Annotated in this window: 26 protein-coding genes and 1 pseudogene; 13 read left to right on the top strand and 14 right to left on the bottom strand. The window is 62.7% G+C overall.

Translation table 11 applies throughout. From position 1 onward, the window contains the following. Positions 1–11: 11 nt before the first annotated feature. The 3 genes from ACVWZP_RS21825 to ACVWZP_RS21815 form a co-directional block, all read right to left on the bottom strand. Positions 12–770: a uroporphyrinogen-III synthase gene (locus ACVWZP_RS21825; RefSeq protein WP_457370151.1), complete on the bottom strand. Its 759-nt coding sequence runs from the start codon at positions 768–770 to the stop codon at positions 12–14. Next, positions 767–1,708, bottom strand: coding sequence for a hydroxymethylbilane synthase (gene hemC, locus ACVWZP_RS21820; protein ID WP_017845160.1), 942 nt, complete (start codon positions 1,706–1,708; stop codon positions 767–769). Before hemC ends, ACVWZP_RS21825 begins: the two co-directional genes overlap by 4 nt. Positions 1,709–1,846: 138 nt before the next feature. Then, positions 1,847–2,593, bottom strand: coding sequence for a LytR/AlgR family response regulator transcription factor (locus ACVWZP_RS21815; protein WP_046381670.1), 747 nt, complete (start codon positions 2,591–2,593; stop codon positions 1,847–1,849). Between the two features lie 502 nt (positions 2,594–3,095). On the opposite strand from ACVWZP_RS21815, the gene argH reads away from it, so the two are divergent. Further along, positions 3,096–4,490 carry an argininosuccinate lyase gene (gene argH, locus ACVWZP_RS21810; protein ID WP_046381669.1) on the top strand — a complete coding sequence of 465 codons (1,395 nt, stop codon included), beginning with the start codon at positions 3,096–3,098 and terminating at the stop codon, positions 4,488–4,490. Between the two features lie 40 nt (positions 4,491–4,530). On the opposite strand, the gene ACVWZP_RS21805 is transcribed toward argH, so the two are convergent. Continuing rightward, positions 4,531–5,190, bottom strand: coding sequence for a glutathione S-transferase family protein (locus ACVWZP_RS21805; protein WP_046381668.1), 660 nt, complete (start codon positions 5,188–5,190; stop codon positions 4,531–4,533). 125 nt (positions 5,191–5,315) lie between these two features. Here ACVWZP_RS21805 and ACVWZP_RS21800 point away from each other — a divergent pair, with 125 nt between their 5' ends. From ACVWZP_RS21800 to ACVWZP_RS21790, 3 genes are all read left to right on the top strand, one after another. Beyond that, complete coding sequence (locus ACVWZP_RS21800) at positions 5,316–5,600, top strand: hypothetical protein (RefSeq protein WP_108524820.1); 285 nt, start codon at positions 5,316–5,318, stop codon at positions 5,598–5,600. Between the two features lie 152 nt (positions 5,601–5,752). Next, entirely contained in the window at positions 5,753–6,007 is a 255-nt protein-coding gene (locus tag ACVWZP_RS21795; RefSeq protein ID WP_017845165.1) for a TIGR02647 family protein, read from the top strand. 168 nt (positions 6,008–6,175) lie between these two features. Next, positions 6,176–9,016 (top strand): class I adenylate cyclase, encoded by a 2,841-nt coding sequence (locus ACVWZP_RS21790; protein WP_079445051.1) that lies wholly within the window; start codon positions 6,176–6,178, stop codon positions 9,014–9,016. Here the strand turns inward: ACVWZP_RS21790 and rnk are convergent. From rnk to cyaY, 3 genes are all read right to left on the bottom strand, one after another. Continuing rightward, positions 9,013–9,423 (bottom strand): nucleoside diphosphate kinase regulator, encoded by a 411-nt coding sequence (gene rnk / locus ACVWZP_RS21785; protein ID WP_017845167.1) that lies wholly within the window; start codon positions 9,421–9,423, stop codon positions 9,013–9,015. The genes ACVWZP_RS21790 and rnk overlap by 4 nt on opposite strands. A 131-nt stretch (positions 9,424–9,554) precedes the next feature. Further along, the gene (locus ACVWZP_RS21780; RefSeq protein ID WP_026139803.1) at positions 9,555–9,773 is read right to left on the bottom strand and encodes a DUF1289 domain-containing protein; all 219 of its coding nucleotides are present in this window, start codon (positions 9,771–9,773) and stop codon (positions 9,555–9,557) included. A 2-nt stretch (positions 9,774–9,775) separates the two neighbouring features. Further along, on the bottom strand, positions 9,776–10,123 hold the full coding sequence (cyaY, locus tag ACVWZP_RS21775; RefSeq protein WP_017845168.1) for an iron donor protein CyaY: 348 nt from the start codon (positions 10,121–10,123) through the stop codon (positions 9,776–9,778). Positions 10,124–10,361: 238 nt separating this feature from the next. On the opposite strand from cyaY, the gene lptM reads away from it, so the two are divergent. Genes lptM through ACVWZP_RS21745 form a run of 6 tightly spaced genes read left to right on the top strand, consistent with a single transcriptional unit; the run spans position 10,362 to position 14,944 of the window. Next, positions 10,362–10,529 carry an LPS translocon maturation chaperone LptM gene (gene lptM, locus ACVWZP_RS21770; RefSeq protein WP_017845169.1) on the top strand — a complete coding sequence of 56 codons (168 nt, stop codon included), beginning with the start codon at positions 10,362–10,364 and terminating at the stop codon, positions 10,527–10,529. A gap of 9 nt (positions 10,530–10,538) precedes the next feature. Continuing rightward, on the top strand, positions 10,539–11,786 hold the full coding sequence (lysA, locus tag ACVWZP_RS21765) for a diaminopimelate decarboxylase (protein ID WP_017845170.1): 1,248 nt from the start codon (positions 10,539–10,541) through the stop codon (positions 11,784–11,786). A 3-nt stretch (positions 11,787–11,789) separates the two neighbouring features. Beyond that, positions 11,790–12,620: a diaminopimelate epimerase gene (dapF, locus tag ACVWZP_RS21760; protein WP_108524818.1), complete on the top strand. Its 831-nt coding sequence runs from the start codon at positions 11,790–11,792 to the stop codon at positions 12,618–12,620. A gap of 13 nt (positions 12,621–12,633) precedes the next feature. Further along, positions 12,634–13,350: a DUF484 family protein gene (locus ACVWZP_RS21755; protein ID WP_017845172.1), complete on the top strand. Its 717-nt coding sequence runs from the start codon at positions 12,634–12,636 to the stop codon at positions 13,348–13,350. A 2-nt stretch (positions 13,351–13,352) separates the two neighbouring features. Next, positions 13,353–14,252, top strand: coding sequence for a tyrosine recombinase XerC (gene xerC / locus ACVWZP_RS21750; protein ID WP_046381665.1), 900 nt, complete (start codon positions 13,353–13,355; stop codon positions 14,250–14,252). Then, positions 14,249–14,944, top strand: coding sequence for an HAD family hydrolase (locus ACVWZP_RS21745; RefSeq protein ID WP_017845174.1), 696 nt, complete (start codon positions 14,249–14,251; stop codon positions 14,942–14,944). Before xerC ends, ACVWZP_RS21745 begins: the two co-directional genes overlap by 4 nt. Positions 14,945–15,058: 114 nt before the next feature. Here the strand turns inward: ACVWZP_RS21745 and sutA are convergent, their stop codons facing one another. The 4 genes and pseudogenes from sutA to glnK all read right to left on the bottom strand — a co-directional run bounded on the left by sutA (position 15,059) and on the right by glnK (position 17,837). After that, positions 15,059–15,385, bottom strand: a complete 327-nt coding sequence (gene sutA / locus ACVWZP_RS21740; RefSeq protein ID WP_017845175.1) for a transcriptional regulator SutA — start codon at positions 15,383–15,385, stop codon at positions 15,059–15,061. A 103-nt stretch (positions 15,386–15,488) separates the two neighbouring features. Continuing rightward, on the bottom strand, positions 15,489–15,914 hold the full coding sequence (locus ACVWZP_RS21735) for a secondary thiamine-phosphate synthase enzyme YjbQ (RefSeq protein WP_017845176.1): 426 nt from the start codon (positions 15,912–15,914) through the stop codon (positions 15,489–15,491). Positions 15,915–16,126: 212 nt separating this feature from the next. Next, positions 16,127–17,465, bottom strand: a pseudogene (locus tag ACVWZP_RS21730) (ammonium transporter). Between the two features lie 33 nt (positions 17,466–17,498). Next, positions 17,499–17,837 carry a P-II family nitrogen regulator gene (glnK, locus tag ACVWZP_RS21725; protein WP_002555808.1) on the bottom strand — a complete coding sequence of 113 codons (339 nt, stop codon included), beginning with the start codon at positions 17,835–17,837 and terminating at the stop codon, positions 17,499–17,501. A 422-nt stretch (positions 17,838–18,259) separates the two neighbouring features. On the opposite strand from glnK, the gene ACVWZP_RS21720 reads away from it, so the two are divergent. Both ACVWZP_RS21720 and ACVWZP_RS21715 read left to right on the top strand, forming a co-directional pair. Then, the gene (locus ACVWZP_RS21720; protein ID WP_193039540.1) at positions 18,260–18,523 is read left to right on the top strand and encodes an accessory factor UbiK family protein; all 264 of its coding nucleotides are present in this window, start codon (positions 18,260–18,262) and stop codon (positions 18,521–18,523) included. Between the two features lie 214 nt (positions 18,524–18,737). Then, positions 18,738–20,255, top strand: a complete 1,518-nt coding sequence (locus ACVWZP_RS21715; protein WP_079444919.1) for a YifB family Mg chelatase-like AAA ATPase — start codon at positions 18,738–18,740, stop codon at positions 20,253–20,255. Positions 20,256–20,265: 10 nt separating this feature from the next. Here the strand turns inward: ACVWZP_RS21715 and glyA are convergent, their stop codons facing one another. The 3 genes from glyA to ACVWZP_RS21700 are packed head-to-tail and all read right to left on the bottom strand — an operon-like array spanning position 20,266 to position 23,610. Then, entirely contained in the window at positions 20,266–21,531 is a 1,266-nt protein-coding gene (gene glyA / locus ACVWZP_RS21710; protein ID WP_046381661.1) for a serine hydroxymethyltransferase, read from the bottom strand. Between the two features lie 25 nt (positions 21,532–21,556). After that, the gene (locus tag ACVWZP_RS21705; RefSeq protein ID WP_046381660.1) at positions 21,557–22,372 is read right to left on the bottom strand and encodes a YggS family pyridoxal phosphate-dependent enzyme; all 816 of its coding nucleotides are present in this window, start codon (positions 22,370–22,372) and stop codon (positions 21,557–21,559) included. Next, the gene (locus ACVWZP_RS21700) at positions 22,369–23,610 is read right to left on the bottom strand and encodes a benzoate/H(+) symporter BenE family transporter (protein ID WP_046381659.1); all 1,242 of its coding nucleotides are present in this window, start codon (positions 23,608–23,610) and stop codon (positions 22,369–22,371) included. Before ACVWZP_RS21700 ends, ACVWZP_RS21705 begins: the two co-directional genes overlap by 4 nt. A gap of 142 nt (positions 23,611–23,752) precedes the next feature. Between ACVWZP_RS21700 and pdxR the strand changes: the two genes are divergently transcribed. After that, a complete protein-coding gene (gene pdxR, locus ACVWZP_RS21695; protein ID WP_448126366.1) occupies positions 23,753–25,252 on the top strand; it encodes a MocR-like pyridoxine biosynthesis transcription factor PdxR in 1,500 nt (499 codons plus the stop codon). Positions 25,253–25,259: the final 7 nt, after the last annotated feature.

Below are 25,259 nucleotides of genomic sequence, written 5' to 3'. Positions count from 1 at the left end.
TCCTTTGCGTATCAGAGAGTGGGAACGGAATGGCTCCGTAACGCCACTAACAAAGCCGCGGCACTCGCGCCGCGACAATCCACAACTTTTTCTGCGCCAGCCGCCCGCGCCATCTCATAGACTCGCGGGCTGGGCACGAACAACGGCAGCCGGGCCACCTGTGGCCAATCCGAACCGGCCAGGGCCTGCAGGTGCAAAAAACCCTGCCCACTGCTGACCACCAGGCCGTTCAAGCGTTCCAACTGGATGCGCTGCATCAGTACACCCGGGTCGTAGGCCGGAAGGAAACGGCGATACAACTCCAGATAGTCGACACTAGCACCTTGCTCGCGCAAACGCTCCGCCAGCAGCTCTCGCCCGCCCTCGCCGCGCAGGATCAGCACCCGCGCATCGGTGCGCGCAATGGCCTCGCGCAAGGCGGGCAAGGCCAGCAAGGCCTCGCTGTCGTCGCCGCTGGGCGGATAATGAACGTCCAGGCCCTGATCGGCCAGTACCTGGGCGGTGGCGGCACCCACGCTGAACCACGGCAACCGCGGCCAGTGTCGCTCCAGGCGTTGCACGCCAAGGCGCGCCGCCGGTTTGCTGACCACAATTACCGCGCAATAGCGGCCCAGGTCAGCCCAGACCGCCTGCTGCTCAGGCGTGACCGGCAAGGCTTCGATCTGCAGCAACGGCAGGCTGCTGCTGAAAATCCCGACATCGGACAACGACGCCGCCAACAGCGCAGACTCCTCGGCAGGCCGCGTCAGCAGCACACGCCAATCGGTCACTGCGGGCCGGCCTCGCCGTAGACTTTTTGCAGGATGGCACCGGCGCCCTGGTCCAGCAGCTCTTCGGCGACCTGGATCCCCAGCGCCGTCGCATCACGCTGCGGCCCGCGCACTTGCGCGGTGATCAAGTTGCCGCCTTCCGGGTCGCCCACCAGGCCACGCAACCACAGGTTTTCGCCTTCGAGCACGGCGTAGCAGGCGATCGGCACCTGGCAGCCACCATTGAGGTGTTTGTTCAGGGCGCGTTCGGCGGTGACACGGACGTCGGTGTCGTGGTGGTCGAGCGGTTTGAGCAAGGCGTGGATTTCACTGTCGGCGGTGCGACATTCGATGCCCACTGCGCCCTGCCCGCCGGCAGGCAAGCTGTCTTCGACGCTGATGACCGAGGTGATGCGGTCCTCGAAGCCGAGCCGGATCAAACCGGCCGCCGCGAGGATGATCGCGTCATATTCACCGGCATCGAGCTTGGCCAGACGCGTGTTGACGTTGCCGCGCAGGAAGCGGATCTGCAGATCCGGGCGACGCGTCAGCAACTGGGCCTGACGACGCAGGCTGGAAGTGCCGACGATGCTGCCCAACGGCAGCTCATCCAGGGACGCGTAGGTATTGGACACAAAGGCATCGCGCGGGTCTTCGCGCTCGCAGATGCAAAACAGGCCCAGGCCTTCGGGGAAGTCCATGGGCACGTCTTTCATCGAATGCACGGCGATGTCGGCTTCGTTTTCCAGCAGCGCGGTTTCCAGTTCCTTGACGAACAAACCCTTGCCGCCGATCTTCGACAGCGGCGAGTCGAGCAGCTTGTCGCCGCGACTGACCATGGGCACCAGGGATACCTGGAGCCCAGGGTGGGCCTGCTCGAGACGTGCTTTGACGTATTCGGCCTGCCACAAGGCCAGGGCGCTTTTACGGGTGGCGATGCGGATTTCGCGAGAGGACATGGATCAATCCGTACTGAATAGATACGGCAGATAATAACAGCTCAGGCAAATTCGCTTTGATTTGAATCAGCAAGTGCGGGGCCTCCCTGGCCACAGCGCACCGGGATCACGACGATAAAGCGCGCTGCAGCCCTTGGACTAAAGCTGCTGCATCATCTTGCGCACGCCGGCGACATGGCGGCGGCTGACGATCAAAGCATCGCCGTTAAGCCCTTTCAGGAACAACTGAAAGTGCCCCAGGGGCGTGCGTTGCAGGCGCTCGATGCGCTCGCGGGCCACCAGCGCGTTGCGGTGGATACGCACGAAACGGTCGCCGAATTCATCCTCAAGGGCCTTGAGCGGCTCATCGAGCAGCACTTCGCCAGACTCGTGACGCAGGGTCACGTACTTGTGATCGGCGATGAAGTAGATCACCTGGCTCAGCGGGATCAGTTCGATACCCTTACGGGTGCGCGCGCTGATATGGCTGCGCGGCCCGTTACCGCTCTGGGCGGCGGGCTGGGTCAGGGCGGCGAGCTGGACGCGATTGGGGCGCTCGGCTTTTTTCAACGCCTTGAGCAACACCTCGGCAGTCACCGGCTTGGCCAGGAAGCTGACACCGCTGGCTTCCAGGGTTTCGGCAGGGAATTCTTCCTCGGCGGCACACAACACCACGGCCGGCGGCGATTCGCGCTCGCTCAGGCGGGCGGCGACTTGCAGGCCATCCAGGCCCGGCATGCGGATGTCGAGCAGCACCACATCCGGCTTGAGGCTGTCGATCAACGTCAACGCCTCCTCACCCGTGCTGGCGCTCGGTTCAAGGACTGTATAACCCTCGAGTTCGCTGAGCAGACGGCTCAGTCGCTCGCGGGCTTGGGGTTCGTCATCAACGATCAGGACATTCATATTGCGCTGGATTCCTGCGTGAGTCTCGCACAAGGATAGCGTAGACAGGTGCGGTGACTTGCGTCACAGCGATCCACGCTAAGACTAGCGCGAGCGGCAAAAAGTGCCCTGAGAGTGGCACTCATATTTATCCGGACCTGTTCAATAGCGCCCAAAACCTGCCGCCCTTGGGCATCGTCGTAGGGTTTGCTGATACACAATCCGAATACCCCCCTTGTTTAATGGTAGTCAGGGTTATGACCGCATCACCTGACTTTGGTGCATTCACACACTACTCAGTCCAACTGTAGACGCTCGCCGAGACGACATTGCTCATTCGTCAAATATCGTTTCAATAAGCACCTCTGCCCAGTCTCTTCCCGGACGCGGTCGGCGGCAAGGCACTTAGCCATGCTTGGCACAAATAAAATGCCGACCACCCGCAGCACCGCCTCCACGGGCAACCCTGTTATTATCGTCGGCACACCTCCACGCCTCTTTTAAGCAGATCACGAGCGAATCCATGAGCACCGACAAGACCAACCAGTCCTGGGGCGGCCGCTTCAGTGAACCCGTCGACGCCTTCGTCGCCCGCTTCACCGCCTCCGTCACCTTCGACCAGCGCCTGTACCGCCACGACATCATGGGCTCGATCGCCCACGCCACGATGCTGGCCAAGGTCGGCGTGCTGACCGACGCCGAGCGCGACAGCATCATCGACGGCCTGACCACCATCCGTGGCGAGATCGAAGCCGGCACGTTCGACTGGCGCGTCGACCTGGAAGACGTGCACATGAACATCGAAGCCCGCCTCACCGATCGCATCGGCGTGACCGGCAAGAAACTGCACACCGGGCGCAGCCGTAACGACCAGGTGGCCACCGATATCCGCCTGTGGCTGCGTGACGAAATCGACCTGATCCTGGCCGAAATCACCCGCCTGCAAAAAGGGTTGCTGGAACAGGCCGAGCGTGAATCGGACACCATCATGCCCGGCTTCACCCATCTGCAGACCGCACAACCGGTAACCTTCGGCCACCACCTGCTGGCCTGGTTCGAAATGCTCAGCCGCGACTACGAGCGCCTGGTGGACTGCCGCAAGCGCGCCAACCGCATGCCGTTGGGCAGCGCCGCGCTGGCGGGCACCACCTACCCGATCGACCGCGAGTACACCGCACAACTGCTGGGTTTTGACGCCGTGGGCGGCAACTCCCTGGACGGCGTGTCGGACCGCGACTTCGCCATCGAATTCTGCGCCGCCGCCAGTATCGCGATGATGCACCTGTCGCGCTTCTCCGAAGAACTGGTGCTATGGACCAGCGCGCAATTCCAGTTCATCGACCTGCCCGACCGCTTCTGCACCGGCAGCTCGATCATGCCGCAAAAGAAAAACCCCGACGTGCCGGAGCTGGTACGTGGCAAGAGCGGCCGCGTATTCGGCGCGCTGATGGGCCTGCTGACCCTGATGAAAGGCCAACCCCTGGCCTACAACAAGGACAACCAGGAAGACAAGGAACCGCTGTTCGACGCCGCCGACACCCTGCGCGATTCGCTGCGTGCCTTTGCCGACATGATCCCGGCGATCAAGCCCAAGCACGCGATCATGCGTGAAGCGGCGCTACGTGGGTTCTCCACCGCAACCGACCTGGCGGACTACCTTGTGCGCCGTGGCCTGCCGTTCCGCGACTGCCACGAAATCGTCGGCCATGCCGTGAAGTACGGCGTGGAAAGCGGCAAGGACCTGGCGGAAATGAGCCTGGAAGAACTGCGCCAGTTCAGCGACCAGATCGAGCAGGACGTGTTTGCCGTGCTGACCCTGGAAGGTTCGGTGAATGCGCGCAACCACGTGGGCGGTACCGCGCCGGCCCAGGTCAAGGCCGCCGTCGTGCGCGGTCAGGTCCTGCTCGCCAGCCGCTAGGTCGAAAATGTGGGAGGGGGCTTGCTCCCTCCCACATTGATCACTTCTTCGCCGCCACCATCGCCATGAACGCCGGCATCGCCGCTTCCCTGTCCGCCGCCACCTTCAGGGCGTTAGGCATGGCGTGCAAACGCTCCAGCAATGCCTTGGCCGTCGGCAATTCAGCCAACAGGTCCAGGCCGAACAGCTTCTCGGCCACGCCGCAGGCGAGGTTCAGGCTGTACATGAAATACAGATCGGCAATCGTAAAGCTCTCCCCCGCTACGTAAGGCGCGAACTTGCCGTGCCGACCTAACGTCCCCACCCCCAGCAGCAACTCGGCCCGGGCTTTGTCCTTGATCGCCTCCGGCACCGGCATGCCGAAATACGCTTCGGCGAAACACGCACGGGCGGGCAGCTCGATGTACAGCTCGATTTCCCGGCACAATGTCAGCACCTGAGCGCGCTGAAACGGTTCGGCCGGCAGCAGCGAGGGGCCCTCCTGGGTTTGCTCGATGTATTCGAGGATCACGCTGGTTTCGTTGATAAAGCCCTGTTTGACACCCAGCACCGGCACCTTGCCCCGCGGACTGATCGCCAGGGCGGCGGGTGTTTGCCCGGCAAAAAAAGGCACCTCTTCGAATGCCAGGCCTTTCTCCAAGAGCGCCAGCTTGACCATGTTGTAGTAATTGCTGACCGAAAATCCGTAGAGCTTGAGCATCGCAAAGCCTCCAGGCCATGTGCGGGGTTGGCTGCATGAGTTATAGATCCGCCCGACCAACCTGGCTAGCAGCATCACCTGCCTGAATGGGGGTAGACTGGCGCCCTTTTCTTGAGGAGCCTGCCATGAGCGAGCCGACCGATATCGACAACGACGAAGAAGCGTTCACCGAAAGCACGCTGACCCAGGCCATCGAAAACCAGATCGAAAGCGACAATCCGCCCGCCGCCAAGGCCACGTTCAACAAGCTGACGCTGGTGGGTTACGAGCGCGAAGTGATTTTGAACATGATGGCCCATGTGCTGGCGGTGGAAATCGACAAGATGCTCGACGAAGACCGCGCCTTCGATACCCAATGGTATGAATCCGCCTTGCGCGCACTGCCCGAGTTGCCGCCTGAAAACGCCTGAAGCGAGCGCCCGTGTGGCCGGGAAGCCTGCTTCCTCGCCACAACACTGCGCCATATCAACAGCCGCGAGTTTCCCACTGGACAGCCCGCCAAAGTACGTTCACCTTAGGGCCTGCTAGCCTCTAACAAATTCTTAGAAAGTCTGGAGTCCCTATGTCGTATACCCCTGAGTTGGTTGCCGAACTGGAAATCCTTGCACTCTTCAACCTGGACAGCTCCCAGGAAGGTCTGAAAGTCCATCAGACTGCCGCACCGACTGCTATCGCCGCCGCCAAACGCCTGTTCGAGAAAAAACTGATCGACCAACCGGACGGCGGTTACCTGACCAGCCTTGGCCGGGACGCTGCAGAACAAGCCCAAACCCTGCTGACCATCCTGACCACCGCCGCAACCAAAGAAGCTGCCTGATTCCGGATACTGCCCATGGAGTCCGCCGCGGCGGATTCCGAGGGCATTGCCGCGAACCGGATAAAATTCTGACGCCAAAAACCGTTTCCCCTCTAAACCTCCTACGCTTCTGAATGTAAACTCCTACACGGCCGCCCATGTCGGGCCTTGCGCGCCGCCGAGTTCGACATGACCCGCACCCATGAGATCCGCCCCGACCTGGACGAAGGCATCGACCGCAAGGTGCTGGCCCAACTGCGCGCGCGGTTCATGGCGCTTAACGCAGGGCGCATGGCCCGGGCCCTCGAAGGGCTGACGCCACGCCAGCAAAGCGTATTGACCCTGCTGCCGCTGTTTTTCCACGTCAATCACCCGCTGTTGCCCGGTTACGTGTCGGGCAGCACCCCGGCCGGGCTGTCGAATTTCGAACCCGACGCGCAGGCCCTGAACGAAGCCCAACGCCTGACCCGTTCGTTCTCCTACAAACCACGCCACGGCAACCCGCCGCAGCCGATCCATGGCCTGTTCCTGATGGGCAGCCTCGGCACACTGGCCCAAGCCGACCAGAGCGACATGGACGTGTGGGTATGCCACGCCCCCGACCTGAGCGACAACGAACTGGTCGAGCTGCGCAAGAAATGCCAGTTACTGGAAGCCTGGGCCCAGAGCATGGGCGCCGAGGCGCACTTCTTCCTGATCGAGCCGAGCCGGTTTGTCTTGGGCGAACGCGACACGCAACTGAGCTCCGACGACTGCGGCACCACCCAGCATTATCTGTTGCTGGATGAGTTCTATCGCACCGCTATCTGGCTCGCCGGCCGCACACCGATCTGGTGGCTGGTGCCGGTGTATGAAGAAGTGCGCTACGCCGAGTTCACCCACACGCTGATTTCCAAACGCTTTATCCGTGCCGATGAAACCCTCGACCTCGGCCACCTGGCGCGCATCCCGCCCGGCGAGTTCATTGGCGCCGGGCTGTGGCAATTGTTCAAGGGCATCGAATCGCCCTACAAGTCGCTGCTCAAGCTGCTGTTGACCGAGGTCTACGCCAGCGAGCACCCGAACGTGCAGTGCCTGAGCCTGCGCTTCAAACGGGCGGTGTTCGCCAACCGGATGGACCTGGACGAGCTGGACCCTTACGTCGTGGTCTACCGGCGCATCGAGGAATACCTCAACGCGCGCAACGAGCCGGAACGCCTGGAACTGGTACGGCGCGCGCTGTACTTGAAGGTCAACCGCAAGCTCAGCGCCGGCCAGCGCACCGTCGGCTGGCAGCGCCTGTTGCTGGAACGCCTGGCCCATGAATGGGGTTGGGACCAGCGTCAACTGGCGCTGCTCGACAGCCGCAGCCAATGGAAAGTACGCCAGGTCGCCTCCGAGCGCCGCGCCCTGGTCAATGAGCTGAACTACAGCTATCGCTTCCTGACCCAGTTCGCCCGCACCGAACAGACCGTCAGCCTGATCAACAAGCGCGACCTCAATGTGCTTGGCCGTCGCTTGTACGCGGCGTTTGAACGCAAGGCCGGCAAGGTCGAATTCATCAACCCCGGCATCGCCCCGGACCTGGCCGAAGACACCCTGACCCTGGTGCAATCGGCCAACCGCAAGGAACCGGGCCAGCATCATTGGGGCCTGTACAACGGCAACCTCACCGCCCTGGAATCGGAGCACTTCGCGCCGATCAAGCGCAGCCGCGACCTGCTGGAAATGCTCACCTGGTGCCACCGCAACGGCGTGATCGACAGCAGCACGCGCCTGGCGCTGCACCCAGGCGTCAGCGACATGACCGAATTCGAACTGTTCAACCTGCTGGGCAGCCTGCAACAGACCATCGCCCTGCCCCTGGCCAGCGTCGATGAAGAGCGCCTGCTGCGCTCGGCGGTGCCGGAAGAAGTGCTGTTGCTGATCAACGTCGGCGTCGACCCGCTCAAGCACCATCGCGACCTGAACATCCTGATGACCACCGAGCGCACCGACTCCCTGAGTTACGCTGGCGTGCGCGAAAACCTGGTGCTGACCCTCGACCAGGTCACGCTCAACAGCTGGAACGAGGTGATGGTCAGCCGCTACGACGGCCCCCATGCCCTGCTCGACTGCCTGCGCGACTACCTCAACCAGTTGCCGTCGGACCACCTGCCACGCCTGCGGGTGCGCTGCTTCTGCCACAACCGCGCACAGTTCATTGCCCAGCGCGTGGAAGAAATCTTCGACACCGCGCAGAACCTGCTGCTGGGCCAGGGCAACCATCGCTACTTGCTGCAGGTGCAGCAGCACTATCACGTGATGGAGCTGATGCCCGGCCAGGCCACCCACGTCTCACTGGCGACCCAGGACGCGCTGATCGCCTACCTCAGCGAAGAACTGGCCAGCTACAGCCCGTTGCACCTGGACGCCATGGCCCTGGAAGACCACGACCTGGCGCTGCTGCTGCCGATGGGCATGGCCGAATGCGTGCAGGTGTTTTACCGGGTCAACGAAGGCTTCGCCGAGCTGTATGTGCTGGATGAGTTCAACGCGCTCTGGCAGCAACGCTTGCCGTTCCATGATGAACAGAGCCTGCTGGCGCCGTTGCAGCGTTTTCTGCAGTCGATCATCTATCGCCGGGACGCGCTGTCGCCCCTGGACCCGCAAGAACCGCTGGGCGCGGTGCAAACCTTGTATTACCAACTGTTGCCGTCGGGCAGCAATCGCGCACGCGGTATCGAGCCTCGGCCGGCCCCGCAAAACCCGGCCAACAAGCCGTTTTATGACGTGCAGGCGATTATCGGCAAGGCGGCGCCGGGCCAGGTGGGGATCACCCTGTACTGCAATCAGCGGGAGTTTTCCGAACTGGAGTTTGGCGACCAGCTGTTTGCAGTGGTCGCCCGGGAGATCGTCGGGCAGCGCCGCGAAACCGAGCGCTACCGCTGCTATATCACTGATCTGGATCTCTCGGGCCTGCTCGGCGACGTACAAAGCCCGAGCAATCTGTACCTGCGTTACAAGGCCGAGCTGGAACAGGCGCTCAATGACGCGCTGAAACAGATTTAAAGCGAGAAGGCGCCGCCGTCTTTGGGCTGGCCTTCAACACTGAGCAGTTCGAGCTTGAGGGTCTTGCCGCCGGGTGCCGGCCAGTCGATGTGCTGGCCCACTTTCAGGCCGAGCAACGCGCTGCCCACCGGCGCCAGGATCGAAATCTTGCCCGCGTCGGCATTCGCATCCTTGGGGTAAACCAGGGTCAGGTGATAGTCCTTGCCGCTGCCTTGCTCGCGGCAATGCACGCTGGAGTTCATGGTCACGACGCTTGCAGGCACTTCATCGTGGCCAACCACTTCTTCGGCGCGGTCGAGTTCGTGCTGCAGGGCTTCTACACCTGGCGAATTCTCGCCGACACGGTCGATCAGTTGCTCAAGACGCTGCACGTCGAGACGGGTAAGAATGATGGAAGGTGCGGTCATGATTCAGGCAGACTCCTTTTTTCTGCACAAAAAAGCAAAACCCCGCCAGGAAAAGGCGGGGTTCTCACGGACCTCGATGAGTTGAGGTGTACCCGGACACTACCACAGCACCGCAAATAAACAAGACGGGCTCAAGGCCCGACTTTGCGCCGCTCGGCCTGGGCCACGATCACGCGTCGCCGCTGATCATCGGCGGAGCGCCATTCACGGATGTCTTCCACATGGCGAAAGCAGCCAAGGCAGACTTTTGCCTCGTCCAGCCGACACAAACTGATACAAGGTGATGGCACCGCCGGGCTGACATTACTGAACAACGGCTTGGGCGGACGCACGATTGCAGGCTGGCTCACCATCAATTCTCGTCGGGGTTCAGCTCATCGAAGCCGAGCTCGACGCCGGCTTGTTCCTGAACCAGCCGCGCGAGCATTTCGCTGAGCAGCTCATCGCTGGTATCGCACTGCCAATTGCGGTCTTCTTCGTTGTAATCGAAGTGAAAACCACCGGAACGTGCCGCCAGCCACAGTTGGCGCAGCGGTTCCTGGCGACTGAAGATCAGTTGAGTGCCGTTCTCGAACTTGACGGTCAGCACCCCGGCCGAGCTTTCCAGGTCCACATCCAGGCCGCTGTCGTCGAAAATATCTTCCAGCGCGTTCTGGGTCGAATCCACCAGGTCGTGAAAACGGGCTTCGGTCAAACTCATTGCGGCAACCTCAAAAGTGTCTGGTTTTGCTCAAGCGCCGCACGATACGGACGCGCTCCGCCGATTGCAAAGGATACCGAGTTCATTACCGATGGCGGTAAGAAATATCCCTGACTAGCGTAGCCAGCTTCGCAGTTATGTCGGCAAACCCCCGCCGGACGGGTATTCCGGCGCATAGGCAAGCTGGCGGGTGGTCGGTATACTCGGGCGCAATTAATGCATATTCAAGGATTTCGCCATGAAGCGCCTGATCTCTTCCCTTGCTGCGCTCGTCGCGGTCGCTTGCCTCGTTAGTGCCTGTGGTCAAAAAGGCCCGCTGTATCTGCCCGATGACAGCAAAGACCCGAATGAACAGGCGCAATCGTCGCAAAAGCCTGCCAAAGCGCATAAGCACGACACTTACTAAGGGAACTCCATGGACGCTTTTAACTACCGGAACGGCGAGCTGTTCGCGGAAGGCGTGGCGCTGTCCGCAATTGCCGAGCGCTTTGGCACCCCGACCTATGTGTACTCGCGCGCGCATATCGAAGCCCAATATCGCTCTTTCACCGACCCGTTGAACGGCGTGCCGCACCTGGTGTGCTACGCGGTCAAGGCCAACTCCAACCTGGGCGTGCTCAATGTCCTGGCGCGTCTGGGCGCCGGTTTCGACATCGTCTCCCGCGGCGAGCTGGAACGTGTCCTGGCGGCTGGCGGCCAGGCTGACAAGATCGTCTTCTCTGGCGTCGGCAAGAGCCGCGAAGACATGCGCCGTGCCCTGGAAGTCGGCGTGCATTGCTTCAACGTCGAATCCACCGACGAGCTGGAGCGCCTGCAAGTGGTCGCCGCCGAGATGGGCGTTCGCGCGCCGATTTCCCTGCGCGTCAACCCGGACGTCGACGCTGGCACCCACCCGTACATTTCCACCGGCCTGAAAGAGAACAAGTTCGGCATCGCCATTGCCGACGCCGAGGACGTGTACATCCGCGCTGCCCAATTGCCGAACCTGGAAGTGCTGGGTGTCGACTGCCATATCGGCTCGCAACTGACCACCCTGCCGCCGTTCCTGGATGCCCTCGACCGTCTGCTGGCGCTGACCGACCGCCTCGGCGAGTGCGGCATCTACCTGCAGCACATCGACCTCGGTGGCGGCGTGGGCGTGCAGTATCGCGATGAAGAGCCGCCGCTGATCGGCGACTACATCAAGGCCGTGCGCGAACGCCTGGAAGGCCGCGACCTGACGCTGATGTTCGAGCCGGGCCGCTACATCGTCGCCAATGCCGGCGTGCTGCTGACCCAGGTCGAGTACCTCAAGCACACCGAATACAAGGATTTCGCCATCGTCGATGCGGCGATGAACGACCTGATCCGCCCGGCGCTGTACCAGGCCTGGATGAATGTCACCGCCGTAACGCCTCGCGACAGCGCAGCGCGCGCCTATGACGTCGTCGGCCCGATCTGCGAAACCGGCGACTTCCTGGCCAAGGATCGTCAGTTGGCCCTGGAAGAAGGCGACCTGCTGGCCATTCATTCGGCCGGTGCCTACGGGTTTGTCATGAGTTCCAACTACAACACCCGCGGGCGTGCCGCCGAGGTGCTGGTGGACGGTGATCAAGCGTTTGAAGTGCGTCGCCGCGAGACGGTAGCCGAGTTGTATGCTGGCGAAAGCCTGCTGCCGGAGTAAGCCATGCTGCTGCGTTTTACCAAGATGCACGGGCTGGGCAATGACTTCATGGTCCTTGACCTGGTCAGCCAGCACGCGCACATCCTGCCCAAGCACGCCAAACAGTGGGGCGACCGTCATACCGGCATCGGCTTCGACCAGTTGCTGATCGTTGAGGCGCCGAGCAACCCGGAGGTGGATTTCCGTTACCGGATCTTCAACTCCGACGGTTCCGAAGTGGAACAGTGCGGCAACGGTGCGCGCTGCTTCGCCCGCTTTGTGCTGGACAAGCGCCTGACCGCCAAGCGGCAGATTCGCGTCGAGACCAAGAGCGGCGTGATCGAGCTGGATGTCCGCAGCGACGGCCAGATCAGCGTCAACATGGGCGCGCCACGCCTGGTGCCGGCGGATATTCCGTTCCAGGCTGCCGAGCAGGCCCCCAGTTATACCGTCGATGTGGACGGCCAGGCTGTCGAACTGGCGGCGGTGTCCATGGGCAACCCCCATGCGGTGCTGCGGGTCGACGACATCAATAATGCGCCGGTGCACGAGCTGGGGCCGAAGATCGAACATCACCCGCGCTTTCCGGCACGGGTCAATGTGGGCTTCCTGCAGGTGATCGACCGCTCCCGCGCGCAATTGCGCGTATGGGAACGCGGCGCCGGCGAAACCCAGGCCTGCGGCACCGGTGCTTGCGCCGCTGCCGTGGCCGCGATCAGCCAGGGGTGGATGGATTCGCCGCTGCTGATCGACCTGCCCGGCGGACGTTTGTCCATCGAATGGGCAGGCCCCGGCCACCCGGTGATGATGACCGGGCCGGCCACGCGCGTATACGAAGGACAGGTCCGTCTATGAGTGAGCCAAGCAAATGACCGATAAGCCTCAAGTACCCGCACAAGCATCCCCGAGCGAAAGTCTGGAGGCCGCTGCCGTCGCGGCGTACCTTGAGGCTAACCCGGACTTCTTCGTCGAACACGAAGAACTGCTGCCGGCCCTGCGCATTCCCCACCAGCGTGGCGACACCGTGTCGCTGGTGGAGCGGCAGATGAAGATCCTGCGCGAGCGCAACATCGAAATGCGCCATCGACTCTCGCACTTGATGGACGTCGCCCGCGATAACGACCGCCTGTTCGACAAGACCCGTCGCCTGATTCTGACGCTGATGGACGCCACCAGCCTGGAAGAAACGGTGATCGCCGTGGAAGACAGCCTGCGCCAGGACTTCCAGGTGCCCTTCGTCAGCCTGATCCTGTTCAGCGACAACCCGATGCCGGTCGGGCGCTGGGTCAGCGGCGGCGAAGCGCAAACGGCGATCGGCGGCCTGCTTTCCGAAGGCAAGACCATCAGCGGCACCTTGCGCGAGCATGAACTGGACTTTTTGTTTGGCGCCGAGCAGCGCAAGCAGATCGGTTCGACCGCCGTGGTCGCCCTCAGCCATCAAGGCCTGCATGGGGTACTGGCCATCGCCAGCCGTGATCCTGCGCACTACAAAAGTTCGGTGGGCACGTTGTTCCTGACCTACATCGCCGAAGTGCTGGGCCGCGTATTACCGCGCTTCACCACCGCCCTGCGCGCGGTGCGCTGACCATGGAACGGCAACTGGACGCTTACTGCGCACACCTGCGCAGCGAGCGCCAGGTGTCGCCCCACACCCTGGAAGCCTACCGACGGGACTTGAACAAGGTCCTGGCCTACTGCGAAAAGCAGCAGATCCCCAGTTGGAAGGCCTTGGACATCCAGGGCCTGCGCAGCCTGATCGCGCGCCTGCACCAGCAGGGCCAATCCTCGCGCAGCCTGGCGCGCCTGCTGTCGGCGGTGCGCGGCCTGTATCACTACCTCAACCGCGAAGGCCTGTGCGACCACGACCCGGCCAATGGGCTGGCCCCGCCCAAGGGCGAGCGGCGGCTGCCCAAGACCCTCGACACCGACCGCGCCCTGCAATTGCTCGATGGCGCCGTCGAGGACGACTTCCTGGCCCATCGCGACCAGGCGATCCTGGAGCTGTTCTATTCTTCGGGCCTGCGCCTGTCGGAACTGACCGGACTGAACCTCGATCAGCTCGACCTCGCCGACGGCCTGGTGCAAGTGCTCGGCAAAGGCAGCAAGACCCGCGTGCTGCCGGTGGGCAGGAAGGCCCGGGAAGCGCTGCAACTGTGGCTGCCCCTGCGCGCACTGACCAACCCGGCGGACGACGCCGTATTCGTCAGCCAGCAGGGCCGGCGCCTGGGGCCGCGGGCGATTCAACTGCGGGTCAAGGCGGCCGGCGAGCGCGAGCTGGGGCAGAACCTGCATCCGCACATGCTGCGGCACTCGTTTGCCAGCCATTTGCTGGAGTCGTCCCAAGACCTGCGCGCGGTGCAGGAACTGCTCGGCCACTCTGATATCAAGACGACACAGATCTACACCCACCTGGACTTCCAACACCTGGCAACGGTGTACGACAGCGCCCATCCACGGGCCAAACGCATCAAGGGCGGCGACTCATGAGTATCAAGCTGATCACCTTCGACCTCGACGACACCCTCTGGGACAACGTCCCCGTCATCATCAGCGCCGAAGCGTCGATGCGCGAATGGCTGGCCACCCATGCCGCCAAGGTCGGCGAACTGCCCCTGGAACATTTCGCCAGCCTTCGCCAGCAGGTGCTGGAACGCCATCCCGAACTCAAGCACCGCATCAGCATGCTGCGCCACCGCGTACTGATGCACGCGTTTGAAGAGGCCGGTTATCCACAACCTGAAGCGACGGAAATGGCCGATGTGTGCTTTGAAGCGTTCATTCATGCGCGCCACCAGCTCACCGTATTCCCCGAAGCCGAGCCGATGCTGCAAGCGCTGCGCAAACACTTCCTGCTGGGCGTGATCACCAACGGTAACGCTGACGTACAGCGCGTCGGGTTGGCGGACTACTTCCACTTCGCGTTGCGCGCCGAAGACATCGGCATCGCCAAGCCGGATGCACGGTTGTTTCAGGAAGCGCTGCAACGGGGCGGGGTGGACGCCAGCGCGGCGGTGCATATCGGCGATCATCCCGGTGACGACATCGCCGGAGCGCAACAGGCGGGGCTGCGTGCCGTGTGGTTCAACCCGACAGGCAAGGTCTGGGAAGGGGATAAACTCCCGGATGCGCAGATTCGCAGCCTGACGGAACTGCCTCCGCTGCTCAAAAGCTGGCAGTAAGTGGGAGGGGGCTTGCCTCCCCTATATTGGCAGGCGGTGAGCCGTAGGAATTTGTTTCAGGCATGAAAAAGCCCGCAGCGACGGCGGGCTTTTCCAGCAAGCCAGAAGCAGACCTCAGATAGGTCGGCTGCCGTACTTGTTATCCGGCTTCTTGGGTGGATCTGCCACCACGTTGGCCTCGACTTCCTGCACTTTGCCGCCTTTAGCGAGGAATTCCTCCATCGCACGGGCCAGCGCGTCGCGCTCTTTGTTCTTGGCTTCAACACTTGGCAGCTCATCGACCGAAACAGCGGCCTTGGCTTTGCCTTTGGCAGCCGGAACAGGAACGTCATCGCCACCGTCGTCGTCAGCAACGTCTTCCGCTGCCGCCTCAAGACCTTCTTCGGTGTCGTCTTCGTCGCCTACTTCCAGTTCGTCGTTTTCCAGATCATCGTCGCTCATGTTCTACCTCATGACTTGCGAAAAGCAGATTAGTTATAGCCCAGCTTCACCATCTGTCGAAGGTCGCCGGAAAAAAATCAACATCCACCGGATAACCAGTGGCTTATGCCCCATCACCGTGCAAAGTGGCGAGGACTTTACGAGCACCGCCATGATCACGGTGCTCGCCCAGATAAACACCTTGCCAGGTCCCCATCGCCAAGCGGCCGGCCTTGACCGGCAAACTCAGCTGGCAACCCAGGAGACTGGCCTTGAAGTGCGCCGGCAGATCGTCCGGGCCTTCGTCGTTGTGTTCGAACCCGGCTCGGCCTTGCGGCACCAGCGAGTTGAAAAAACGCTCGAAGTCACGACGAACCGCCGGATCGGCATTCTCGTTGATGGTCAACGAGGCCGAGGTATGCTGCAACCACAGATGCAACAGGCCCACGCGACACGCCTTCAATTCAGGCAAGCCGGCAAGCAACTCGTCGGTTACCAGGTGAAAGCCCCGGGGCTTGGCCCGCAGGGTAATCAGGGTCTGTTGCCACATACAGTTCTCCGCCCATCGGCGCGCATTCTAGCGCGCTCAGGGAAAAAACAAAGTGCCGAATACGCCTACATGCCTGTAAGACATTCGCACCCGGAAAAGCGCGGTGTGCGCGCCATCACACATGCGACGCAAAAAACCGGCACCCCGTGTCCTGACGGACAAATGCCAGACAAAAAAATGCCCGGCAAGCCGGGCATGTTTTTTTCGCCTACTTACAAGTTGTAGCCGCGTTCGTTGTGTTGTGCCAGGTCGAGGCCGACAGCCTCTTCTTCGTCGGTAACCCGCAGGCCCATGACCATATCCAGCACCTTGAGGATGATGAAGGTCACGATGGCGGTGTAGATCACAGTGAAGCCGACGCCTTTGCACTGAATCCATACTTGGGCCGCCACGTCAGTCACGGTGCCGAAGCCGCCCAGGGCTGGGGCTGCGAAAACGCCCGTGAGGATCGCACCGACGATGCCACCGATACCGTGTACGCCGAACGCGTCCAGGGAGTCGTCGTAGCCCAGCTTGCGCTTGAGGCTGGTGGCGCAGAAGAAGCAAATCACACCGGCAACCAGGCCGATCACCAGAGCGCCCATCGGGCCCACGGTGCCTGCCGCAGGCGTGACGGCGACCAGGCCAGCCACCACACCCGAGGCGATGCCCAGGGCACTTGGCTTACCGTGGGTGATCCACTCGGCGAACATCCAGCCCAGCGCCGCAGCAGCTGTAGCGATCTGGGTCACCAGCATCGCCATACCGGCAGTGCCGTTGGCCGCAGCAGCGGAGCCGGCGTTGAAGCCGAACCAACCGACCCACAGCATGGCCGCACCGATCAAGGTGTAACCCAGGTTGTGAGGGGCCATCGGGGTAGTCGGGTAGCCTTTACGCTTGCCAAGCACGATGCACGCCACCAGACCAGCCACACCCGCGTTGATATGCACCACGGTGCCACCAGCGAAGTCCAGCACGCCCCAGTCCCACAGCAGGCCACCATTGCCGCTCCAGACCATGTGTGCGATCGGCGCGTAAACCAGGGTGAACCAGATAGCCATGAAGATCAGCATCGCGGAGAACTTCATGCGCTCGGCGAACGCACCGACGATCAGCGCCGGGGTGATGATGGCGAAGGTCATCTGGAAGGTGACGAACACCGCTTCCGGAAACAGCGCCGCAGGCCCGGTGATGCTGGCCGGGGTTACGCCCGCCAGGAACGCCTTGCCCATGCCGCCAAAGAAGGAGTTGAAGTTTACAACGCCCTGCTCCATGCCGGTCGTGTCAAACGCGATGCTGTAACCGTAGATGACCCACAGAATGCGTGATCAGGCCAGTGATGGCAAAACACTGCATCATCACCGACAGAATGTTTTTCGAGCGAACCATACCGCCGTAGAACAGCGCCAGGCCGGGAATGGTCATGAATAGCACCAGCGCGGTGGATGTAAGCATCCACGCGGTGTCGCCGGAATTGAGGACTGGAGCAGCCACTTCGTCTGCCGCCATGGCCAGGCTTGGCATTACGATGGACAACAGGGCTCCGAGCCCTGCGAATTTACGCAGAGTCATATTGTTTTCTCCTGGGGCGTTGGGTTTGGCGGCTTAGATTGCGTCGGTATCGGTTTCGCCGGTACGGATGCGAATAGCCTGTTCCAGATTGACCACAAAGATCTTGCCGTCACCGATCTTGCCGGTGTTGGCGGCCTTGGTTATCGCCTCGATAACCCGATCAAGATCCTTGTCGTCAATGGCGACATCAATCTTCACCTTCGGCAGGAAATCAACCACGTATTCCGCGCCGCGATACAGCTCGGTGTGACCCTTCTGCCGCCCGAAGCCTTTGACCTCAGTAACGGTAATGCCCTGCACGCCGATTTCGGACAACGACTCGCGTACATCGTCCAACTTGAACGGCTTGATGATGGCAGTGACTAGCTTCATGAAAACTCTCTCCCGAATTGGTGGACTTGCCCCAGGAAAACAAACCCGTCTCAAGTCTAAGCGCAGCGCCTGGCTTTGTAACGCGTCGTCGCAAGAGCAGTTGCCATTGCGACGCCAGCGAACCACTGGTGACGAAACCTGTACCCCTGATCCGTCGGCGCACTGCATTCGTCACAGCGACTGCATCAGTGCATGGGTCATGTTCGTCTAAGCAGAAACCTTGCCAGCTCCGTAAAAACCACTGAAATCAGTCCCTTGCCCACTTATGCCCACCTGCGGGGCTTTTTGGCGGGGTGATTGCGCACGAAAACGGTGCGCTACCGCCCGACACCCTGCGCGAAAAGCGTGCGCTCGAGGTCGTGGAAATGACTATAGACGCTGCGTGATACACTGCCGGCCAACAGTTTTCCGGAATATTTCCCATGCTCGCGCCCAAAGACCTCCTCGACGCCCTGAGCGGCCATGCCTCCCGCCTGTTCAGCGGCGAGACCCCGCTGTCCCGCAATGAAATCGAAAGCCAGTTCAAGGCCTTGCTGCAAAGCGGCTTCAGCAAGCTCGACCTGGTCAGCCGGGAAGAGTTCGACAGCCAAATGGTGGTGCTGGCCCGCACCCGAGCACGCCTGGAAAGCCTGGAGGCGAAAGTGGCGGAGCTGGAAGCACGGTTGACCCCGGCAGCCTCCGAATAACCCCCGGCCAATGTAGGAGCTGGCTTGCCTGCGATGGAATCACCTCGGTCCCTCTGATACGCCTGACCGCCCCTATCGCACGCAAACCAGCGCCCCCACTTGTTCTGCGTCACTCTGCGGATACGTTCTGTAAAACCTCCCGCGTCCCGCTCCACCCCACCTCGTCTACCCTTGAAAAACCGCAGGAAGCGGCCCGCCCTTTCAAGGAATGAGCATGTCCCTCGCCATCGTCCACAGTCGCGCCCAGATCGGCGTCGAAGCCCCTGCCGTCAGCGTCGAAGTACACATGGCCAATGGTCTGCCATCGCTCACCCTGGTGGGTTTGCCGGAAACCGCCGTCAAGGAAAGCAAGGACCGCGTGCGCAGTGCCATCCTCAACTCCGCGCTGCAATACCCGTCCCGCCGCATCACCCTCAACCTCGCGCCCGCCGACCTGCCCAAGGACGGCGGGCGTTTTGACCTGGCGATAGCCCTCGGGATTCTCGCGGCGAGCGTGCAGGTGCCGACGCAGATGCTCGACGACGTGGAATGCCTGGGGGAATTGGCGCTATCGGGCGAGGTACGCGCAGTGAAAGGTGTGTTGCCGGCAGCGCTCGCGGCGCGCAAGGCCGGGCGCAGCGTGATCGTGCCCCGGGCGAATGCCGAAGAGGCCTGCCTGGCATCGGGGTTGAAGGTGATTGCGGTGGACCACCTGCTACAGGTGGTGGCGCACCTGAATGGGCATGTGCCGATCGAGCCCTTCAAGTCTGACGGTCTGCTGTACTTGAACAAACCTTACCCGGACCTCAGCGAAGTCCAGGGCCAACTCGCCGCCAAACGCGCACTGCTGATCGCTGCGGCAGGCGCGCATAACCTGTTGTTCAGCGGCCCGCCCGGCACCGGCAAGACCTTGCTCGCCAGCCGCCTGCCGGGTTTGCTGCCGCCGCTGAGTGAGCACGAAGCGCTGGAAGTGGCAGCGATTCAATCAGTGGTCAGCCTGGCGCCCCTGAGTCATTGGCCCCATCGGCCGTTTCGCCAGCCGCACCATTCGGCCTCCGGCCCGGCGCTGGTGGGTGGAGGGTCAAAGCCGCAACCGGGGGAAATCACCTTGGCCCACCATGGCGTGCTGTTCCTGGATGAGCTGCCGGAGTTTGATCGCAAGGTGCTTGAGGTTTTGCGCGAGCCACTGGAGTCGGGGCATATCGTGATCTCCCGCGCCCGCGACCGCGTGAGTTTCCCGGCGCGCTTTCAACTGGTCGCCGCAATGAACCCCTGCCCTTGCGGTTACATGGGCGACCCCAGCGCGCGCTGTCGCTGTACGCCGGAGCAGGTCCAGCGCTATCGCAACAAACTCTCCGGGCCGTTGCTGGACCGGATCGACCTGCACCTGACCGTCGCTCGCGAAATCACCGCGCTGAACCCGGCCCCGCAGCCCGGCGACAACACGTCCACCGCCTCGGCACTGGTAGCCCAGGCCCGGGACCGCCAGCAACAGCGCCAGGGCTGCGCCAATGCGTTCCTCGACCTACCGGGGTTGCGCCAGCATTGCGCGCTGTCGAGGCCGGATGAAGCCTGGCTGGAAAGCGCCTGCGAGCGCCTGACCCTGTCCCTTCGCGCAGCCCACCGCCTGCTCAAGGTCGCCCGCACGCTGGCGGATCTGGAACACACAGACAGCATCCGCCGCAGCCACATTGCCGAAGCCCTGCAATACCGCCCCTCAGCCTCCAGTCAGGTCGACAGCGCCAACGTTTAGAAGGGAAAAGTCAGCGATAAACCGGGTGTCGGCGGCACAGCGCAATCACCTGTTCACGCACCTGCAGCGCAACGCTATCGCTCTCCCCGCGTTGCAGGGCGTCCAGGACATCGCACAGCCAAGCGGCCAGTTGCTCGCACTCGAACACGCCGAAACCGCGGGTGGTGACGGCCGGCGTGCCGATGCGCAGCCCCGAGGTGACAAAGGGGGAGCGCGGATCGTTGGGCACCGAATTCTTGTTGGCGGTGATGCCGGCGTTGCTCAAGGCCGCATCGGCGTCTTTGCCGGTGTAAGGCCGGTCGGACAGGTCGATCAACATCATGTGGTTATCGGTGCCACCCGAGACAATCCTGTAACCGCGCCGCTGCAACACGGCCGCCATGGCCCGGGCATTGACCACGACCTGAGCCTGATAGGTTTTGAACTCGGGCCTCAAGGCTTCCTTGAAGGCCACCGCCTTGGCGGCAATCTGATGCATCAACGGCCCACCCTGAACACCCGGGAACACCGCCGAATCGAGTTTTTTGTAAAACGCTGCGTCCTGGCCCTTGGACAAAATCAACCCGCCTCGCGGGCCACGCAAGGTCTTGTGCGTGGTGCTGGTGACCACGTGAGCGTGCGGCAACGGGTCCGGGTACTCGCCAGCGGCGACCAAGCCGGCGACGTGAGCCATGTCGACCCAGAAAATCGCACCGACCTTGTCGGCAATCGCCCGCATGCGCGCCCAGTCTTTGTACCGCGAGTAGGCCGAAAACCCGCCGATCAGCATCTTCGGCCGCGTTTCCACAGCGATGCGCTCCATCTCGTCGTAGTCGAGCAAGCCCGTCTGCGGGTCGAGCCCGTAAGGCACGATGTGGTAATGCCGGCCCGAGAAGTTGGAGGGGTTGCCGTGGGTCAGGTGCCCACCCTGGGCCAGGTTCATGCCCATCACCGTATCGCCGGGGTTGATCAAGGCCAGGAACACCGCGGCGTTTGCCTGGGCGCCCGCATGGGGCTGCACGTTGGCGTAATCGCAGTCGAACAGGGCCTTGACCCGTTCGATGGCCAGGCGCTCGGCCACATCGACGTATTCGCAGCCGCTGTAGTAGCGCTTGCCGGGGTAGCCCTCGGCGTATTTGTTGGTCAGTACCGTGCTCTGGAGGCTCATGACCAGCGGGCTGGCGTAGTTTTCGGAAGCGATCAGCTCGACATGGTCTTCCTGACGGCGCTCCTCGTTATGAATCGCCTCACACAGCTGCGGGTCGAAGCTTTCAAGTGTCAATGTTGAGTCGTACATGATGAACAGGTCCTTGCTGAAAAAGTCAGGTCGTTGACGGTTGATCGGCGCTCGGCCAGTAGTAGTCATCCGGCATGGCGCGGGCGCCGAAGATGGCCTGGCCGACGCGGACAACGGTCGCGCCTTCCTCGATGGCAATCTCGAAATCCCCGGACATGCCCATCGACAATTCCTCCAGGCTGACGCCCGCCGGGGCGTGATCGCGCAGGCGCTCGCGCAGTTCGCGCAGCCGCACAAAGCACGGGCGCACGCGGGCCACATCGGCCGAAAACAGCGCCAGCGTCATCAGCCCGCGAACACGCAAGGCCGGGAACGCTGGCAGGGCCTGCAGAAAACCCGCGACGGCGTGCGGCTCCAGGCCGTATTTGCTGGCTTCCCCGGAGGTATTCACCTGCACGAACACATCCAGTTGGCGCCCTTCGATCTGCAGGCGACGATCCAGCGCCTCGGCCACTCGCAGGCTGTCCAGCGCCTGGAACTCACTGGCAAAGCGCGCGACCTGCTTGGCTTTGTTGGTTTGCAGGTGGCCAATCACCGACCACTGCAGATCGGCCAGATCGCTCATGGCCTGCCATTTGCGCTGGGCTTCCTGCACCTTGTTCTCACCCAGCAGCCGACAGCCCGCCGCATACGCCAGGCGCAGGTGCGCCTCGTCAAAGGTTTTGCTGACCGGCAACAAGCGCACGCTCGCCGGGTCGCGCCCGACCCGCCCACAGGCACTGGCGATACGTTGCTGTACGGCCGCCAGATTGCGCCGGAAATCCTCCACGCTGGTGGCCTGCGGGTAACGCCCATGACGCGCATGCAGGGTGGCGCTGGCTGGCGGTTCGGCGCGCATCATTGGGCCGCTCCCTTGGCCGCAGCCACTGCCTCGGAAGCCGGCGCACGGCGACGTGGCAAGCGGCCGTTGAGCAACGCATACGCAGCCAACCCGATCAACAACCCCCAAAACGCGCCGCCGATCCCGAGCAGGTTGATGTTGGCGGCGCACGCCAGAAAGGTGATCAGCGCGGCTTCACGCGACCTGACGTCCGCCATCGCGTTGGCCAGGCTGGCGCCGATGGTGCCCAGCAGGGCCAAGCCGGCCAGCGTGGTGATGAATGCCGGCGGGAACGCCATGAATACGGCGGCCAGCGTTACCCCGAACACCCCGACGAGGATGTAGAACACCCCAGCGGCAACCCCGGCGACCCAGCGCTTGGATGCGTCCTCCGAGGCTTCCTTGCCCGTGCAGATGGCCGCCGTGATGGCCGCGACGTTGAACGCGTGCGAGCCGAACGGCGCCATCAACAGCGACCCCAACCCGGTCACCGTCAGGATCGGGTTGGCGCTGGTCTTGAAACCATCGTTGCGCAACACCAGCATGCCCGGCATGTACTGGCCCGTGAGGGTGATCAGAAACAGCGGCAGCGCCACACTGAGCAACGCATTGAGCGAAAACTCGGGCCGGGTGAATACCGGCGCCGCCAGTTGCAGGGACAGGCCCGACAGGTCCACCCGCCCCTGCACCAGCAGGAATCCCAAGCCCAGCAGCAGAATGCCGACGACCGCGTAGCGCGCAGTAAAGCGCTTGAGCCCGACGTAAGCGGCGATCAACACGCCGACCAGCACCGGGTCGAGGCTCATGCCACCAAACGCGCCGATACCGAACTGCAGCAGAATCCCCGCCAGCATGGCCGCCGCGATGCCCGGCGGAATCAGCCGGATGACTTTTTCGAAACAGCCGGACAGCCCCAGCAGCACAAACGCCACGGCTGAAACCATGTACGCGCCGACTGCCTCGGCGTAAGGCGTGGCAGACAGCGCGACCACCAGAAACGCCGCAGCGGGGGTCGACCAGGCGGTGATGATCGGCTCACGGCTCACCCAACTGAGAAACAGCCCGGTCACCCCCACGCCGATCGATACCGACCAGACCCACGAAGCCGTCAGCTCGGGGCTGAGCCCGGCCACCTTGGCCGCCTGGAACACCAGAATGAACGTACCGCCATAATTGACGATGACTGAAATCAGCCCGGCCACGATGGGGTGCAACAGGTCGCGCGGGCGCAGCGGCGACGGCGATATTGACGAAGACATAGGGACTTTGCTCCTTGCCAGACGAGGGATTGAGCCTCGTGTGATGGGTCATTGGCCGGCGTGAAGGCAGTGGCACAGGTGAAAGTCTACGGATAGACTGGCCTGCTATTACCGGCCAATTCTTCAGGACGAGGCAGACCGCATGGCGAAATCCTTCGCGCTGGAAACCCTGCAGATGCGCCTCAACGACGCGCAATTCCAGCAGTTGGGCCTGCACCAGCGCATTCAACGCGCGCTGCGCGCCTTGATCCTCGACGGCGCACTCTCGCCGGGCCTGAAGCTGCCGGCGACGCGGGTGTTGGCCACGTCGTTGGGGGTCGCGCGCGACACGGTGGAGAACGCCTACGTGCAGTTGCACCGCGATGGTTTTATCGTGCGGCGCGAGGGCTCCGGCAGTTACGTGTGCGAGGCCATCGGCACCGAATTGCGCGGTGCCTCGCGTCGCCGCATCAAGGCGCAGGCCGTCAAAACCAGCCAGGCCGCACCGGGCGCCGGCTTGAGCCTGCGCGGGCGGATGATCCTCGACAGCGGCGGCGTGAACGATCAACAGGTGATCAAGGCATTCGCCACGGGCCTGCCCGAAACCCGCTCGTTCCCGACCGATGTGTGGGAGCGCCTGCAGCGCCAGGTGATGAAGGACTATCGCAGCAGCGTGCTGTTGCACGGTGACCCACAAGGAGCCGAGTCGTTACGCAAAGCCATCGCGACGTACTTGAACCTTGAGCGTGGGGCGAAGTGCTCGCCCGACCAGGTCCTGGTGCTGAGCAGTACGCGCCAAGCGCTGTTTCTGTGTGCGCAACTGCTGGTGGACGTCGGCAAACCGATCCTGCTGGAAAACCCAGGCTACTACGGCGCCAGGAAGGCCTTCGAAACCGCCGAGGCCAAGGTCGTGCCCATCGATGTCGATGCGGCGGGCATCCGCACCGACCTGCTGCACGCCGACCGCAGCGGCGCCCATTGCGTGTATGTCACGCCGTCTCATCAATACCCGACCGGCGCCACGCTGACCCTGGAGCGACGTCTGGAGTTGATCAACTGGGCCGCGGAAAAAGGCAAATGGGTCATCGAAGATGACTACGACAGCGAGTTCCACTACGAAGGCAAACCCACGGCCTGCGTGCAGGGCCTGGACAAGTACCAGCGCACGCTGTACCTCGGCACCTTCAGCAAGACCCTGTTCCCCGGCCTGCGCATGGGCTACATGGTGCTGCCCCCTGAACTGGTCAAGGCCTTCACCTATGCGCGCAGCATGATGGACGGCCACACTCCGCAAATCCTGCAACTGACGCTGGCGCGCTTCATGGAGGACGGGCATTACAACGCCCATGTCCGGGCGATGCGCAAACTCTACGCCGGGCGCCAAGCCATCATGCTCGACGCCATTGGCAAGTACCTCGGCGATGTGGTCACGGCATGCCGGCCCCAGGGCGGGCTGCAAATCCCTTGCGTGCTGCATGAGGGGTGGTCGGAAGAAAAAACCATCCGCCAGGCCGCCAGCGCGGGTGTGCAACTGTCCGGCCTCAGCCGGTTGTATGCCGGTGCGGCCACGCAACAGGGATGGTTATTGGGCTACTCGTCCTTGACCGCCCATGAAATCGAAACCGCCATGCAGCGCCTGGCTAACGCGCTCAAGACGCGCTAGCCGCTCC

The organism is Pseudomonas sp. TE36184 (assembly GCF_054060055.1).
Note: the sequence above shows the minus strand (reverse complement) of the source record. Positions and strands in the feature narration are given on the sequence as shown.

Excerpts from the sequence above, each read along its gene's own strand:
- ACVWZP_RS21755 (WP_017845172.1), top strand. The coding sequence starts at position 12,634 with ATGACCGATAAGCCTCAAGTACCCGCACAAGCATCCCCGAGCGAAAGT.
- glyA (WP_046381661.1), bottom strand. The coding sequence starts at position 21,531 with ATGTACGACTCAACATTGACACTTGAAAGCTTCGACCCGCAGCTGTGT.
- ACVWZP_RS21715 (WP_079444919.1), top strand. The coding sequence starts at position 18,738 with ATGTCCCTCGCCATCGTCCACAGTCGCGCCCAGATCGGCGTCGAAGCC.
- ACVWZP_RS21815 (WP_046381670.1), bottom strand. The coding sequence starts at position 2,593 with ATGAATGTCCTGATCGTTGATGACGAACCCCAAGCCCGCGAGCGACTG.
- argH (WP_046381669.1), top strand. The coding sequence starts at position 3,096 with ATGAGCACCGACAAGACCAACCAGTCCTGGGGCGGCCGCTTCAGTGAA.
- ACVWZP_RS21790 (WP_079445051.1), top strand. The coding sequence starts at position 6,176 with ATGACCCGCACCCATGAGATCCGCCCCGACCTGGACGAAGGCATCGAC.
- ACVWZP_RS21795 (WP_017845165.1), top strand. The coding sequence starts at position 5,753 with ATGTCGTATACCCCTGAGTTGGTTGCCGAACTGGAAATCCTTGCACTC.
- ACVWZP_RS21720 (WP_193039540.1), top strand. The coding sequence starts at position 18,260 with ATGCTCGCGCCCAAAGACCTCCTCGACGCCCTGAGCGGCCATGCCTCC.
- ACVWZP_RS21700 (WP_046381659.1), bottom strand. The coding sequence starts at position 23,610 with ATGTCTTCGTCAATATCGCCGTCGCCGCTGCGCCCGCGCGACCTGTTG.
- ACVWZP_RS21805 (WP_046381668.1), bottom strand. The coding sequence starts at position 5,190 with ATGCTCAAGCTCTACGGATTTTCGGTCAGCAATTACTACAACATGGTC.
- dapF (WP_108524818.1), top strand. The coding sequence starts at position 11,790 with ATGCTGCTGCGTTTTACCAAGATGCACGGGCTGGGCAATGACTTCATG.
- hemC (WP_017845160.1), bottom strand. The coding sequence starts at position 1,708 with ATGTCCTCTCGCGAAATCCGCATCGCCACCCGTAAAAGCGCCCTGGCC.
- pdxR (WP_448126366.1), top strand. The coding sequence starts at position 23,753 with ATGGCGAAATCCTTCGCGCTGGAAACCCTGCAGATGCGCCTCAACGAC.
- rnk (WP_017845167.1), bottom strand. The coding sequence starts at position 9,423 with ATGACCGCACCTTCCATCATTCTTACCCGTCTCGACGTGCAGCGTCTT.
- lysA (WP_017845170.1), top strand. The coding sequence starts at position 10,539 with ATGGACGCTTTTAACTACCGGAACGGCGAGCTGTTCGCGGAAGGCGTG.
- sutA (WP_017845175.1), bottom strand. The coding sequence starts at position 15,385 with ATGAGCGACGATGATCTGGAAAACGACGAACTGGAAGTAGGCGACGAA.
- xerC (WP_046381665.1), top strand. The coding sequence starts at position 13,353 with ATGGAACGGCAACTGGACGCTTACTGCGCACACCTGCGCAGCGAGCGC.
- glnK (WP_002555808.1), bottom strand. The coding sequence starts at position 17,837 with ATGAAGCTAGTCACTGCCATCATCAAGCCGTTCAAGTTGGACGATGTA.
- cyaY (WP_017845168.1), bottom strand. The coding sequence starts at position 10,123 with ATGAGTTTGACCGAAGCCCGTTTTCACGACCTGGTGGATTCGACCCAG.
- ACVWZP_RS21800 (WP_108524820.1), top strand. The coding sequence starts at position 5,316 with ATGAGCGAGCCGACCGATATCGACAACGACGAAGAAGCGTTCACCGAA.
- ACVWZP_RS21745 (WP_017845174.1), top strand. The coding sequence starts at position 14,249 with ATGAGTATCAAGCTGATCACCTTCGACCTCGACGACACCCTCTGGGAC.
- lptM (WP_017845169.1), top strand. The coding sequence starts at position 10,362 with ATGAAGCGCCTGATCTCTTCCCTTGCTGCGCTCGTCGCGGTCGCTTGC.
- ACVWZP_RS21705 (WP_046381660.1), bottom strand. The coding sequence starts at position 22,372 with ATGATGCGCGCCGAACCGCCAGCCAGCGCCACCCTGCATGCGCGTCAT.
- ACVWZP_RS21735 (WP_017845176.1), bottom strand. The coding sequence starts at position 15,914 with ATGTGGCAACAGACCCTGATTACCCTGCGGGCCAAGCCCCGGGGCTTT.